Source organism: Streptomyces sp. NPDC030296 (genome assembly GCF_055572815.1).
This window is the reverse complement of record NZ_JBVICQ010000013.1, coordinates 224,229-239,161: the sequence shown is the minus strand read 5'-3', so window position 1 is coordinate 239,161 and position 14,933 is coordinate 224,229. Positions and strand designations below refer to the sequence as shown.

Genomic DNA, 14,933 nt, shown 5'->3' with positions numbered 1-14,933 from the left:
CGTTCCTCCGCCGTTCCGTTCCTCCGTTCCTCCGTTCCTCCGCGACACCGCACGGCAGCTCCCACACCGACGCAGTCAAGGACCCGACACGCCCGAGAAGAGAGCGCCCATGAACGCACCCTGGACCACCGCAGAACCCCGCCGCGCCGAGACGCCCGCCGCTCCCACCGACCGGCCCCCGGTATCCGCGCCGGGCGCCCGCTCCACGGCCCCCGACGTCGACCGTGAGGCCGTGCGGGAGCGGGACCGGCGGCACGTCTGGCACACATGGACGCCTCTGGCCGCCGACCGCTCCGCCCTGACCGTCTCGCACGGCTCGGGCCACCAGGTGTGGGACATCGACGGCCGCGCCTATGTCGACGCCTCCGCGCTCAACTCCACCTGCGGCTACGCCCACCCCGACGTCCTGCGGGCCATCGTCGACCAGGCGTCCCGGCTCCACCACTTCGACCTCTCGGTCGCCGGCCACCGGCCCGCCGGCCTGCTCGCCGAACGCCTCGCCGGACACCTCCCGGCCGACATGACCAAGACGCTCTTCGTCAACAGCGGTTCCGAGGGCTTCGACGCCGCCCTGATGATGGCCGTGTCCTACTGGGCCCACCTGGGCCGCCCCCGCTCCCGGGTGGTCACCTTCGCCCGCTCCTACCACGGTGCCACGCTCCTCAGCCGCAGCCTGTCCACGCTGCCACGCAACCGTCACCCGCTGGCCGAGCCGCTCCCCGTGACCAGGGTCGAACTGCCCCTAGAAGCACCGAAATTGCGCCACGCGGACGCCCGGCCCGCCCTGCTCGCCGCCTTCGAGCAGGCCATCGGGCACGACCCCGACGACCTCCCGGCCGCCGTCGTCGTCGAACCGTTCCTCAACGTCGGCGGCGCCGTCATGCTGCCGCCCGGTTTCCTGCGGGAGCTGCGCGCACTGTGCGACGCCACCGGCACCCTGCTGGTCCTCGACGAGGTCTTCACCGCGTACGGCCGCTGCGGCGCCATGTTCGCCACGCTCCGCGAGGGCGTCACCCCGGACATCCTCGTCAGCAGCAAGGGCCTCAGCGGCGGCTATGTGCCGATCGCGGCGGTCACCGTACGGCAGCGCGTCCACGACACCTTCGACCGGGACCCGGTCATCGGCGGGCTCCGCTACGGCCACACCACCTCCGGCCACGCGGTGGCCTGCGCGGCGGCGCTCGCCACCCTGGACGTCCTGGAGCGGCGGCGGCTGCCCGAGCGGGCGGAGCGGCTCGGCACAGACCTGCTCCGCCGGCTGGCACCGCTGGCCGACGCGCCGGGCGTGGTCGACGTCCGCGGACTCGGCCTGATCCTGGTCGTCGAGACCGCCGCACCCGAGCTGGCGACCGACGTCCTGACCCGGGCCCGCGAGAACGGGCTGCTGCTGCGTCAGGTCGGCGCGGCCGTCATGGCCGTACCGCCCCTGGTCATCGACGACGAGGGCGCCACGGCCGTCGTCGACGGTCTCTACGAGGCGGTGTCGGCCGCGGCCGGCTGACACCGCCCCCTCATCACCCGGCGACGGCGTCAGGAGACGCCGTCGCTGTATGCCGTGGTGTCGCCGCTCAGCACCGTGCTCGGCCGTCCGTCGACACCCACCGGGACGGAGCCGGTCACGGTGCACCGCTCCGCGCGCCGGTCCATGTCGCCATAGTCGAAGACGGCGTAGTGCTGCGTGGCCCGGTTGTCCCAGATCGCCAGGTCTCCCTCGCTCCACCGCCAGCGGACGGTGTGCTCCGGCGTGGTGACGTGCTCCTGGAGGACACGCAGTACGTCCCGCGAGGCCTGCGGGGAGAGGCCGACCGCCCGGCGCGCGAAGCCGCCCAGCAGCAGGGCGCGTTCGCCGGTCTCCGGGTGGACGTGGACCGCCGGGTGCTCGGTCTCGAAGAGGGTGGAGACGTACTCGCGGCGCGCGGCCACCGTGGCGTCCGTGTAGTCGGAGTCGTTGCTGTGCACGACCCGCAGCCGGTCGGCGAGCGCCCTCAGCGGCTCGGGCAGCGACTCGTACGCGGTCACGGTGTCGGCCCACATGGTGTCGCCGCCGAAGGGCGGGGCGATCTTGTTGTGCAGGAAGGCCAGCGCGGGCGGCCGGTCGACGAACGTGAGGTCCGTGTGCCAGTGGTTGGCGCGGGTGCCCTGCCGGGAGTCGATCTCCCTGACCTCGGGCCGGTCCTCCGGCGCCCGGTAGATGGGATGACCGAGCGTCAGGTCGCCGAAGGCGCGGGCGAAGGCCGCCTGGCTCGCGTAGTCCAGCCGCTGGTTCCTCAGGAAGACGACCTTGTGGCGGAGCAGGGCCCGGCGCAGTTCCGCGACGGTGGCCGCGTCCAGCGGCGCGGCCGCGTCCACGCCGCCTATCTCGGCACCGATGTGCCCGGCCAGCGGAGTGACGGTCGGACGGGCCGGTCGCACGGGGGTCATGGTCACGATGTGTGCCTTTCTGTCGGGCGGGGCGGGGCGGTCAGGGAGGTCGGGGCGGGACGGGGTGGGGTGGGTCACCGGGCCGCGGGTGTTGCCCCGGCGGTGAGGGTGTGCAGGAGGGCGGTCTGCGCGCCCAGGGATCGGGCGGTCATCAGGTCGCGGACGGGGACCGGGACGCCCAGCTCCCGGCTCGCCCTCCGCGCGAGGCGGGTGGCCAGGAGCGAGTCCCCACCCAGGTCGAAGAAGTCGGACTCCTCACCGAGGTCGCCGTGCCCGAGCAGCTCCACCCAGAGACGGGTCAGCACGGCGGCCGGGTCCTCGACGGGTGCGGGTGCGGTCGGTTTCTCGGCCACCGAAGGCGCCGGCGTCGTCACCGGCCCTGGCGACGACACCGGCACCGGCGTGGGCGTCGGCACCGGCTGCCTGACGGACCGCGACGCGTCCGTCGTCGGCGCGGCCTCCGGGGCGACCCAGCGCGGGCCCGCGAAGGGGTAGGCCGGCAGATGCACCCGGCGACCACCCGGCCGGCACAGCGCACGGCGGGGGAGGGGCTGGCCCCGGGTCCACAGGGTGCCCAGAGCCGTGAGCACCTCCTCATCGGGGCGGGCCGTACGGGACGGGGAGAGCGGGACGGACGGCAGGCCCGCCGTCTCCGCGAGAGCGGACAGCACCCGGCCGGGGCCCACCTCCACCACCAGCGCGTCGGGGAAGCGCTCGGCGATCGACACCATCGCGTCACCGAACCGCACGGTGCGCCGGGCCTGGTCGACGAACAGCTCGGGCCGGACGTCCGTGTCCGGCGGGATCAGACGCCCGGTGACATTGGTGGCGAAGGGCACGACCGGCCGGCGCACGGTGACGGCGGCAAGTGCCTCGGCCAGCCGGGGGAGGGCGGGCTCGACGAGCGCGGTGTGGAAGGCGCGCCGCGTGGCGAGACGGCGTACGAGGACACGGCCGGCGAGGCGTGCCTCGAACTGAGCCACAGCCTCGGTGGGGCCGGCCACCACACAGCCGTCCGCGGAGTTCACGGCGGCCAGCTCCAGTCCCAGCCCGGAGACGGCGAGGAGCTCGCGCGCCCGGGCCTCCTCGCAGCAGAGCGCGAGCATGGCACCCTCCGGGCACTCCTGCATGGCGCGGCCGCGGACGGTCACCAGCCGTGCCGCGTCGGCGAGTTCGAAGACCCCGCCGACGCAGGCGGCCGTGATCTCGCCGAGGCTGTGCCCGGCCAGCGCCGCGGGGGAGACACCGAGCGTGGTGAGCGCGGTGGCCGCCGCGTACTCGAAGGCGAACAGGACGGGCTGGGCCAGCTCCGTCTCCGCCAGTTCGGCGGCGGGGAACTCCGTGTCGAACAGCGCGCGGCGCATGCGTTCGCCGAGCGCCGGCTCGAACGCCGCGAGGCACTCGTCCAGCGCGGCGGGGAAGTACGGCAGCGCCTCGGCGACGGGCACCGCCATGCCGGGGTACTGGGTGCCCTGCCCCGGGAAGGCGAGGACGACGGGCGCGGGCCCCGAAGCCGGGCGGCTGCCGCGGACCACGCCCGTGCCCCGCGTCAGCCGCTGCGCCACCTCGGCACAGGTCCTGCCGGTCACCGCGAGCCGCTCCGGCAACTCCGCCCGCCCGGTGGCGAGTGTGGCCGCCACGTCCCCGAGGGGCATGTCCTCCTCGGCCAGCCGCGCGCCGAGCCGCGCGGCCGAGCGGCTCAGGGCATCGGCGTCGGCGGCGGTCACCAGCACCAGGCGCACACTCTCCTCGGGCTCCTCCCGTACGCCGGACCCGTCCCGTACGCCGGACCCGTCTGGTACGCCGGACCCGTCCCGTACGCCGGTCTCCCCACGGTCGTCGACCTCCGCCCGTACGCCGGTCTCCTCCCGGCCTTCGCTCTCCTCCCGGACGGATGCCGGAGGCGGCTGTTCGACGACCACATGGACGTTGGTGCCGCCGATCCCGAAGGAGCTGACCCCGGCCCGGCGTGGCTCGGGCCCGGTCCACGGCGCGCACTCGGTGGGCACGTACAGGGGGGAACCGTCCGTCTCCAGCAGCGGGTTGAGCCGGCTGAACCCTGCCACCGGCGGGACGACGCCCTTCTTCACCACCAGCAGCGCCTTGATCAGGGCGGCCACCCCGGCCGCGTTGTCGAGATGGCCGACGTTGGCCTTCAACGCGCCCACCGCGACGGTGCCCGGGCCCGCACCCGCCCCGCCGAGGGCCGCCGAGGCCGCCGACCACTCGATGGGATCGCCGACGCGGGTGCCGGTGCCGTGCGTCTCCAGGTAGCCGATCGTGTCGCCGTCGACGTCCGCCGCCGACAGCGCGGCCCGGATGACCTCCTCCTGGCCGCCGACGGACGGGGCGTAGTAACCCGCCTTCGCCGCACCGTCGTTGTTGATGGCGGTGCCGAGCACCACACCGTACGGGTCGGAGCCGTCCTCCAGCGCGTCGGCGAGCCGCCGCAGGACGACGCACGCCGCTCCGGACCCGGCCACGACGCCGTCGGCCTGCTCGTCGAACGGACGGCACCACCCGGACGCCGAGTGGATCCCGCCCGGCACGGCGAGGTAGCCCGCCTGCGGATAGGGGACCCCGGCCGCGACGACGAGCGCCTGGTCGCAGTCGCCGTTCAGCAGCGACTGCACGGCCATGTGCAGTGCCGCCAGGGACGAGGAGCAGGCCGTCTGCACGGCCACGGCGGGCCCCGTCAGCCCGAGTTTGTACGAGACGAGGCTCGCCATGAAGTCCGGCTCGGTGCCGTGGATCGCGTCCTCCAGGGTCAGCGGATCCAACTCCCCGCTCGCCACCATGGCACGCAGATAGCCGCTGCCGCTGGCGGAGGCGAAGACCGCGGTCCTCGGCGCACCTCCCTCCCGGGCCGCGTCCCTGGCGAGGGGGGCGACTCCGGCGTCCTCCAGGGCGGCCCAGGCGACCTCCAGCATCAGCCGGTGCTGCGGGTCCATCATCTCGGCCTCGCGCGGACTCACCCCGAACAGCGCGTGGTCGAAGCGGTCGGCCTCGGGGAGATGACCGTGGACGGGAACGTAGTCGGGGTCGTCCAGCACCTCCTTCGGCACGCCCGCCGCGAGGAGGTCGGACTTCTCGTAGCGCGTGGTCAGCACACGGCCTTCGGTCAGGGCCGTCCACCACGCGTCGAGGTCGGCCGCGCCGGGGAACCGCGCGGAGACGCCGGTGACGGCGATGTCCAGGGAACGGTCACGAGTCATCAGAACCACCTTCGGCTTCGGGGCACCCCGACAGGTTGCCAGCAAGGACAAGCCCGTGGCAATATCTTGTCAATCCTGGCAATCGCTTGACCTCGTGTCCGTGAGCAGCGCCCCCGGCCCCACGTCCGCACGCGGGGAACGTGCGAGTGCCGCGGGAGCAGTCGAGGGGAGTGGGACCGCTTGCAACCGAACGCCGAGTGGAGCGCGGGGCGCCCGAGCGTCGCGCCCGACGAGGGCCTGCACGAGACGTTCGCCCGCCTCGCCCGGGTCCGCCCGGACGCGCCGGCCCTCATCGAGGGCGAACACGTCGTCACCTACGCGGAGTTGGACCGCGTCGCCGACACCTGGGCCGCGCGCCTCGCCGCGGCCGGGGCGGGTCCCGGCGATCTGATCCCCGTCCTGCTGCCGCGCGGCGGACACCTCGTCGCCGCCCTGCTCGCCGTCCTCAAGACGGGAGCGGCCTACGCGCTGCTCGACCCCGCCTGGCCCGAACAGCGCCTCGCCGACATCCGCGCCCAACTGGACCCACCCCTGGCTGTCGCAGCCCGTGACACACAACTCCGCTCAGACGAACCGGTGTTGCCCCTCTGGACACCGCCGCCCTGGCCGTCGTGCGCCGAGGCCGCGCCCCCGGGCTTCCGGCCCGTGTCCGGCCATGGGGCCGACCCGGCGTGCGTCTTCTTCACCTCGGGCACCACCGGCCGCCCCAAGGGCGTGCTGACCCCGCACCGGGCCACGGCACGGCTCTTCCCGCCGGACGGCTTCGCCGCGTTCACCGCCGACACGGTGATGCCCCTGGCCGCGGCCGTCTCCTGGGACGCGTTCTCCCTGGAGCTGTGGTCGGTGCTCCTGAACGGCGGCACCTCACTCATCACCGAGGAGCCCTACCTGACGCCCACCGCGCTGCGCTCCGGTGTGACCCGCCACGGGACGAACACGGTGTGGCTCACCAGCAGCCTCTTCAACATGATCGTGGACGAGGACCCGGACGCCTTCGAGGGCCTGCGCCAGGTGCTCATCGGCGGTGAACGGCTCTCCGCCTCCCACGTCCACCGCTTCCTGCGCCGGCACCCGGACATCGCCCTGATCAACGGGTACGGACCCGTCGAGTCCACCGTCTTCACCACCACCCACCGCGTCACGGAGACCGACTGCGACCTGCCGGGAGGCATCCCCCTCGGCCGGCCCGTCCCCGGAACCCGGGTGTACGTCCTGGACCCGGACGGCACCCGGCCGTGCGCCGTGGGGGAGACCGGCGAACTGTGCGTCGCGGGCGACGGACTGGCACTGCGTTACCTCGGCGCCCCCTCCCTGACGGACGAGAAGTTCCGCACGCTGCCCCTGGGCCCGGACGGCGAGGGCGTACGGGTGTACCGCACGGGCGACCTCGTGGAGTGGGACGGACAGGGGCTGCTGCACTACCGGGGCCGGGCCGACCGCCAGGTCAAGATCCGGGGCCATCGCGTCGAGCCCGCCGAGGTCGAACGCCAGGTGGAGCAACTGCTGCCCTCCGTACGCTCCTGCCGAGTCCTGGCCCGCCCCGACGGCTCAGGCGCGAGCCTGGAGCTGATCGCGTTCTGTACGCCGACCCGACCGGGCGACCCCCTGACGGACGGCCTCCCCGCACTCCACGCCGCACTCGTCCCGTACCAGCGCCCCGTCGCCCTCGTCAGTGTCGACGGCTTCCCGACCACCGACCGGGGCAAGCTCGACGAACGCGCCCTCCTCGCCCTGGCGGAGACCGCCGCCCCCACCCCGTCCTCCACCGACGAGCAGACGGCCCCCTGCACCAACAAGCAGACGGCACCCTCCGTCGACAAGCCGATGAAGCAACCTGTCGACAACGAGGTGACGGACCCCTATGTCGACGCGGTGGCCGAGACCTTCGCCGCTGTCCTCGGCCGCGACTCCGTACCGCTCGACGTGCCCTTCACCGACCTCGGCGGTGCCTCCCTCGGCGCGGGCCGGGTCTGCGCCCGGCTGGCCGGCCGGTTCGGGCGCCCCGTACCGGTGGCGCAGTTCTACCGCCGTACCACCGTCACAGCCCTCGCGGACTGGCTGCGGGCCACGGCGGACGCCCAGGGCACCGAGCCCGCCGACGTCCCGCACGCCGCGGTCGGCACGACGCCGCTCACCCCCATGCAGATCGTCTATCTGACCCGCCAACTCGTCGCCCCCGCCGACCTCACCTCGCACTGCCTGCTCACCTGGGCCATCGAGGGCGAACCGGACCGGGAGGCACTGCGGGCGGCCGTCGCCGACGTCCACCGACGGCACGAGGCGCTGCGCGCCGCCTACGTCGCCGACCCCAGGCCATCGGCAGTCCTCGTCGACATCCCGCCCCCCGACCTGGAAGCGCTGCCCGACGAACCCACCGTCGACGCTGCCGTCCGCTCACTGCGCGCCGAACTCACCGACGCACTCGACCTGCCCGGCGGAGAGGTCTGGCGCACCGCGCTGGTCCGCGTCGCGGACAAGGGCACGGACAAGGGCGGGGACAAGGGGACGGGCACGGGCGGGGACAAGGGGACGGGCACGGGCACGGGCACCACGGTGTTCGGCGTCGTGGTGCACCACATCGCCTTCGACGGCTGGTCGGAGTCGGTACTGGCCCGCGACCTCGGCACCGCCTACGCCGCGGCCCGCCGGTCCACCCCGGACATCGCACCCCGGACGCCGGCACCGCCCTCCCTGCGCGACCAGTACATCGAGCGCAGCCTGCACCGCACCCTGACCGACACCGACGCGGGTGCCGGGACCGCCGCTCATCGCGACCGCCTCGTCGCCGAGTTGACCGGCGTACCGGAGCTGCGCTGGTCGTCCGGGCCGCTCGAACAGACCTCCGCCGGTCCGGTGCCGCAGCCCCTCGACGCGGGGTCCGGCCCGGCCCGGGTGGAGGCATGGGTGGGTCCCGCCGTGCTCAGCGCGGTCGACCGGCTGGCCGCCGACTGCGGCGTCACCCGGTTCGTCGCGCTGCTCGCGCTGTGGGCGGGCAGTGTCGCGGAGGTGACCGGGCAGCGGGACTTCGCGGTCGGTGTCCCCGTCGCGCAGCGCGACGGGGCGGGGCTGGAGGACGTCGTGGGGTGCCACATCACCACGCTGTGCCTGCGGTTGCGCGGCACAGCCTTGGACGGCACCGCCCTCGACGGCACCGCCCTGCACCGCCCCGCCCGCGACGGCGACCCGGCGGCGGCCATTCGCGCGACCGGCGCCGTCACCGCCGGGGCCCTCGCCGCGCAGGATGTGCCCTTCGGCGACGTCCTCACCCTCGTCGACCCGCCCCGTACCGGCCGCCCACCCCTCTACCAGGTGCTCTTCGCCCTCCAGGACAACCCGGCCCCGGACCTCGAACTGCCCGGCCTGCGCACCACGTTCCTGCGGCAGCCCTACCTGGAGCTGCCTCTCGAACTCCACACCGAGTGCTGGCCGGACGGCGACGGCGGGCTGCGCGTGGAGACCGCGTTCCGCCCGGACGCCGTACCCCCCGCCGTGGCCCATGCCATCGCCGAGCGCTTCTCGGAGCGACTGGACCGGTTGGAGCGACCGGAGCCCCCCGAACCCGCCCACAACCCGTCGGAGCCCAGCCACCCACGTCCGGCCCCGGGCCGGCCCACCCCCCGAAGGTCACCGTCATGACGGCAACCGTCGCCCCGCCCTTCCCCTGCCTCGACCGCATCACCGACCCCGAACTCCACGCCGACGGCGACCCGCACGCGCTGTGGCGGTGGATGCGGGAGTACTCCCCGGTGCACCGGCACGAGGCGGGTGAGCTGCCCGCCTTCTGGTCGCTGACGAAGTACGAGGACATCCGTGCCGTCTACCGCGACCCGGCCGCCTTCAGCTCGGCCCGAGGCGTCCTGCTGCGTCCCGCCCGCCTCGGCGACGACCCCGGTGGCGGGCTCACCCTCGCCCTGTCGGACCCGCCGCGCCACAAGGAACTGCGCTCCCTCATGGCGGACTGGTTCAGCACCCGGGCGGTGCGCGGCCTGGAGGAGACCGTCCGCGCCACCGCGCGCAAGGTCGTCGCCCAGGGACTCGAACAGGGCACCGTCGACTTCGTCGACCTGGCCGGGCGGCTGTCCCTCTCCGTCATCTCCGGTGTCATCGGCATCCCCGAGGAGGACCACGCCGACATCCACCGCTGGACCGACGAGGCCTTCGCGGCCCACACCTCACTCGCGGCGCACCCCCGACTCATGGAGTACCTCATGGAGTTGGTGTACGCGAGGATGGCCGAGCCGACCGACGACCTGGTGAGTTCCCTGGTCAACGGAACCGTGCACGGCGAGCTGCTGTCCGAGCACGAGATCCTCCTGAACTGCGAGAACCTCATCGGGGCCACGGAGAACGGGCGGCTCGCCCTCATCGGCGGCATGCTCGCCTTCCTCCAGCACCCCGACCAGTGGCGGCGATTGCGCCAGGACCGCGCTCTGCTGCCGGGCGCCGTGGAGGAGATCGTGCGCTGGACCTCCAGCGCCACGCACAGCATGCGCACCGCCACCCGCCCGGTCACCGTGCGCGGGCAGCGCATCGACGCGGGCGACCGGGTCGTGCTGTGGCTGCCCTCCGCCAACCGCGACGAGGACGTCTTCGACGAGCCGTACCGCTTCGACATCGCCCGCCGCCCCAACCGTCATATCGCGCTGGCCTCCGGCGAGCACTTCTGCATCGGCAGCACCCTCGCCCGCGCCGAGATGCGGGTCCTGTTCACCGAACTGCTCGACTCCACCGACGCGATCGAGCAGGCCGGCCCCGTGACCCGCGTGCGGTCGAACGCCGTCAACGGCCCGGCCGCCCTGCCCGTACACCTCACCCCGACGAGCCGCACCACCGCCGGCCCCGGCCCGCGCTGAGCGCGCTCCACGACGAACTCCGGGAACCACCGGGACACACCGCGAAACACCAGGAGACACATGCGACACGGTGACATGGAGACCGGTCCCACGACACGGGGGCGCCGGACCCTGCTGATCGGCTGGCGGCCCGACGCCATCAAGGCCCTGCGACGCCTCGGCGCCGAGGTGACCTGTGTCCTCGCCACGAGCGACGACACCGACGCACGGGCCCTGCTGCTCGACGACGCGCACACGGTGCCCGTACGGGACCCGTCGAGCACCGAGGAGACCCTGGCCGCCCTCGAACGCTTCGACCTGTCCGTCCATGACTTCGACGTCGTGTGCAGCCAGTTCGAGTTCACCCTGGTCAACGCCGCCGTCGTGGGCGGCCGTCGCAGCGGGACGACGCCGCAGGACGCCCTGGCACTGCGCGACAAGGACCTGCAGAAACGCCGGATCCGCGCGGCGGGCATCCCCGTCGCGGACTCCCGCCCCGTGGTCCACGCCCGCGAACTGGCCGGCTTCCCCCACCCGCGCGGTGTGCTCAAGCCCCTCGCGAACTCTGCCACCCGCGGTGTCCATGCCTGGCACGACCCCGACGAACGCCGCGCTCTGGCGGAGCGGTTGGCGGAGTCGGGCGCTCTCGGGCCATGGCTCGCCGAGGAGTGGGTCGACGGCGCGGAACTGCACGTCGACGGTGTGGTCCGCGGCGGCCAGGTGGTGTTCACCTCGGTCGGCCGGTACGCGCAGAACGTGCTGGCCATCAGGGACGGGGGCATCGTGGCCTCCGTCATGGAGCACCCCGCGCACCGGGCCGACCTCTACGAGCGGGCGCACGCCGTGGCCGAGCAGGCCATGAAGGCGCTCGGGCACCACGACGGCGTGTTCCACATGGAGGTCTTCGAACAGGGCGACCGCCTCGTCTTCGGCGAGTGCGGGGGCCGTGTCCCCGGCGGCACCTTCGACGAGATGATCCGCCTCCAGCACGGGGTGGACCTCCACGAGGAGTGGGCGAGGGCCGTCCTCGGCCTGGCGCCGACGGTGACCCCCGAACCGGCCGACCAGTGGTACGGCGACGTCTTCCTGGCCGCCGACGCGGGCACCCTGCGGTCCTTCCCCGGCGCGGCGGAGGTGGCCGCACGCGAGGGCGTCCACCATGTCGCGCTCACCGCACGGCCCGGCGACACGCTGATCAGCGGCAGGGAGGCGTCCTGCGCGTTCGTCGGCACCGCCGTCGTCGCCGGCCGGGACCCGGAGGAGACGGGGCGGCGACTGCGGGACCTCGCGCACTGGTTCGCGGCGCACACCGAGGTGACACCCGGGCAGGGAGAACCGCCCACGACACAGGGAGCGTTCTGATGACGACCCGCGCACTCACGCACATCTCCGCCCCGGCGGGCGTCGCCCCCAGCGACGGCTACACCCACGTGGTGACCGGGCCCGGCCGACTCGCCGCCGTCGCCGGCCAGATGCCGTTCGACGAGAAGGGGGAGTTCGTCGGCACGGGCGACCCGGCCGCGCAGACCCGGCAGATCTTCCGCAACATGCGCGGCTGCCTGGCCGCGGCCGGCCTCACCTTCGACGACGTCATCAAACTCACCTACTACGTCACGGACATCGCCCATGTGCCGGCCGTCCTGGCGGTGCGCGACGAGTTCATCGACACGGAGCGGCCTCCGGCGAGCACGGTGGTCCAGGTCGTGGCCCTCTACCGCCCCGATCTGCTCCTCGAGGTCGACGCGTTGGCCCTGGTCCCCGAGGACTCCGTCCCCTGACCGGGCAGCCCCCCGTACGCCCCTGTATCCCACCGCCGATCTGGCGCCCACTCGGGCGCCGCACTCGTCCTCCGGTTCCCCGCGTACTCCTGGAGCACCATGACCACCATCTCGACACAGCCCCCCGGCCCTCTCGCCGGGCACTCGGAACCACCGCCCGTCGACCGGGAGTTGGCGGCTCCGCTCGCCACGGTCCTCGACGCCCTGCCGATGCCTCTGACGGCCGACCTCGTCGCGGACCGGCGCCGCAGGTCGGCCACGGGCCGACTGACCGACGAGGAGATCCGCCGCGACGGTCGGTTCACCCTCGAGGAGCGCACCGTCCCCGGACCGCCCGGCGCCCCGGACGTGCCCCTGCTGATCTGCCGCCCCACGGCCACGACCGGTCCGTGCCCGGCGATCTACCACACCCACGGCGGCGGCATGGTCGCCGGCAGCCACCGCAGCACGGAGCTGGCCGGCGAACTCGACCGCGCCCAGGAACTCGGCCTGGCCGTGGTCGCGGTCGACTACCGGCTCGCCCCCGAACACCCCGACCCCGCTCCGGTCGAGGACTGCTACGCCGGCCTCACCTGGCTGGCGTCCCACGCCGCCGACCACGGCATCGACCCGGAGCGGATCGTGGTGAGCGGCAACAGCGCGGGCGGTGCCCTCGCCGCAGGGCTCGCCCTCCTCGCCCGCGACCGCCGAGGGCCGCGCCTGCGGGGGCAGTTGCTCCAGTTCCCCATGCTGGACGACCGGTGCGCGACCTTCTCCCACGCCCAGATGGAACACGTGGGCCTCTGGGACGGCGCCTCCAACCGGGTCGGCTGGACGGCACTGCTCGGCGAGCGACGCGGCACACCGGACGTGTCCTGCTACGCGGCCCCGGCCCGGGCGGCGGACCTGTCCGGACTGCCGCCCGCGTTCATCGAGGTCGGCTCGGTGGAGGCCCTGCGCGACGAGGGCATCGCCTACGCGTCACGCCTCTGGCGAACGGGGGGCCGGGCCGAACTGCACGTGTGGTCCGGAGCGTTCCACAGCTTCGACGAATGGGTGCCCCAGGCCGAGATCTCCCGCGCCGCACACCGCGCACGGGTCTCATGGCTGCGCCGCACGCTGGAAAAGGAGAACCAGGACCCCTCATGAGCCGCACCACCACGGCCCCCGCGACGGCGGACGGCACAACGACCGACCAGCGGACGGCCCCCGCCGTCCCCCACCCGACGCCGCCCCCGACCCTGCTGCTGGTCGGCGGCGCCAATCCGCTCCCCTCCAGCATCGACATCGTCACGCGCGCCATCGAGGAGGCACACAGCCGCGGCATCCGGGTCCACCTCGTCCACCGGGCGGCGGCACTCGCCCGGACCGCCGAGGTGAACGACCTGGCCGACGCCGTGTCCGCCGTCGAACCGGACGACCCGGAGGCGTGCGAGCGCTGGGTACGGGACCGGGTGGCCGCGGGCGAGCGGTTCGACCTGGTGCTCGGTCTGCGCGACGAGGTGCAGGAATCGGTGGCCCGGTGCGCGGCGTACGTCGGCGCTCCGGGCAACGGGGTCGAGGCGGTGCGGCGTATCCGCAACAAGGACGCCTGCCGTGGCGCGCTGGCCGCCGCCGGGTTCCGCCAGCCGGCGGTCCGGCTGTGCGGGTCGCTGGCGGAGGCGTCGGCGTTCCTGCGGGAGGCACGGGGCCCGTGGGTGGTGAAGCCCCGGGACGGCATGGCCAGCATCGGCGTACGCAAGGTGCGGGATGTGACCGAGCTGCCGCCGGCGATCGCGGAACTCCCCGACCCGGAGGTGTTCCTGGTGGAGGAGTTCGTAGAGGGCCCGGAGTACAGCGTGGAGGGGGTGATCCTGTCCACCGGCCCGAAGGTCCTCGCGGTGACGGCGAAGGAGACCCTCCCGCCGCCGTACTTCGTGGAGATCGGCCATGTCCTTCCGGCCGAGCTCCCGGAGTCCACGCGTGCGGCGATCCACCGTGAGGTGACGGCGGCGCTGACCGCGCTGGACCTGCGCTCCGGCGTGTTCCATGTCGAGCTGTGGCTCACGGAAGCGGGTGTCGTCCTGGGGGAGGTCCACGTACGCCCCGGCGGCGACTGGCTGCACCGGCTGCTCACCCACGCCGTCCCCGGCCTGGAACTCTTCGGCCTCCTCTACGACGACCACCTGGGCCGTCCCGAACGGGCCGCGTCCTTGGAACCCACTCGGGGGGCGGCGGTCCGTTTCCTGGCACCCCCTCCGGGCCGTCTCGCCGACGTGGACGGATGGGAGACGGTCGAGACCCACCCGTCCGTCCTGGCCGCGGGGCTCACCACGGCTCCCGGTGACACGATCCGCCCGGTACGCCAGTCGGGCGACCGCGCCGGCTTCATCGTGGTGGGCGAACGGACGCCGGACCGCGCGCAGGCCGTCGCGACGACCCTCGCGGAGTCCCTCCACTTCCGCACGACCGACCCGCATCAGCCCGCCCCGGAGGGCCGCCCCCACACCCCTCCTCGGGCACCCGCCCTGCCCACCGCCCACTGACGCTCTGGAATTCCACCTCCACTCACCCCATCGACCGCAACGGCCCGCCGGACCATCCGGCGGGCCGCGAAGGCGTGCACACCCACGACATGACAAACCCGGCCTCCCCGCGCCGAGACGAGTGGCGCCGGAGAGGCCGGGGTGCGGCAAGCCGGGGAAGCGGAGGTACGCCGGTGGGGCGCG

9 protein-coding genes are annotated in these 14,933 nt (G+C 74.0%); 7 read left to right on the top strand and 2 right to left on the bottom strand.

Features of this window, described 5'->3' with window-relative positions; all coding sequences use genetic code 11:
- Positions 1–109: 109 nt before the first annotated feature.
- Positions 110–1,501: an aminotransferase family protein gene (locus tag ACZ4Z3_RS32805; RefSeq protein ID WP_468504433.1), complete on the top strand. Its 1,392-nt coding sequence runs from the start codon at positions 110–112 to the stop codon at positions 1,499–1,501.
- Positions 1,502–1,530: 29 nt separating this feature from the next.
- On the opposite strand, the gene ACZ4Z3_RS32800 is transcribed toward ACZ4Z3_RS32805, so the two are convergent.
- Both ACZ4Z3_RS32800 and ACZ4Z3_RS32795 read right to left on the bottom strand, forming a co-directional pair.
- Positions 1,531–2,421, bottom strand: a complete 891-nt coding sequence (locus ACZ4Z3_RS32800) for a TauD/TfdA dioxygenase family protein (protein ID WP_468504480.1) — start codon at positions 2,419–2,421, stop codon at positions 1,531–1,533.
- Positions 2,422–2,495: 74 nt separating this feature from the next.
- The gene (locus ACZ4Z3_RS32795) at positions 2,496–5,636 is read right to left on the bottom strand and encodes a type I polyketide synthase (RefSeq protein WP_468504432.1); all 3,141 of its coding nucleotides are present in this window, start codon (positions 5,634–5,636) and stop codon (positions 2,496–2,498) included.
- Between the two features lie 180 nt (positions 5,637–5,816).
- On the opposite strand from ACZ4Z3_RS32795, the gene ACZ4Z3_RS32790 reads away from it, so the two are divergent.
- From ACZ4Z3_RS32790 to ACZ4Z3_RS32765, 6 genes are all read left to right on the top strand, one after another.
- On the top strand, positions 5,817–9,272 hold the full coding sequence (locus ACZ4Z3_RS32790) for an amino acid adenylation domain-containing protein (RefSeq protein WP_468504431.1): 3,456 nt from the start codon (positions 5,817–5,819) through the stop codon (positions 9,270–9,272).
- Positions 9,269–10,489: a cytochrome P450 gene (locus tag ACZ4Z3_RS32785; protein WP_468504430.1), complete on the top strand. Its 1,221-nt coding sequence runs from the start codon at positions 9,269–9,271 to the stop codon at positions 10,487–10,489. The genes ACZ4Z3_RS32790 and ACZ4Z3_RS32785 overlap by 4 nt, the downstream gene beginning before the upstream one ends.
- Positions 10,490–10,549: 60 nt before the next feature.
- The gene (locus ACZ4Z3_RS32780; protein ID WP_468504429.1) at positions 10,550–11,830 is read left to right on the top strand and encodes an ATP-grasp domain-containing protein; all 1,281 of its coding nucleotides are present in this window, start codon (positions 10,550–10,552) and stop codon (positions 11,828–11,830) included.
- Complete coding sequence (locus ACZ4Z3_RS32775) at positions 11,830–12,246, top strand: RidA family protein (protein ID WP_468504428.1); 417 nt, start codon at positions 11,830–11,832, stop codon at positions 12,244–12,246. Before ACZ4Z3_RS32780 ends, ACZ4Z3_RS32775 begins: the two co-directional genes overlap by 1 nt.
- A 99-nt stretch (positions 12,247–12,345) precedes the next feature.
- Complete coding sequence (locus ACZ4Z3_RS32770) at positions 12,346–13,374, top strand: alpha/beta hydrolase (RefSeq protein WP_468504427.1); 1,029 nt, start codon at positions 12,346–12,348, stop codon at positions 13,372–13,374.
- Positions 13,371–14,750, top strand: a complete 1,380-nt coding sequence (locus tag ACZ4Z3_RS32765) for an ATP-grasp domain-containing protein (protein WP_468504426.1) — start codon at positions 13,371–13,373, stop codon at positions 14,748–14,750. The genes ACZ4Z3_RS32770 and ACZ4Z3_RS32765 overlap by 4 nt, the downstream gene beginning before the upstream one ends.
- Positions 14,751–14,933 lie beyond the last annotated feature (183 nt).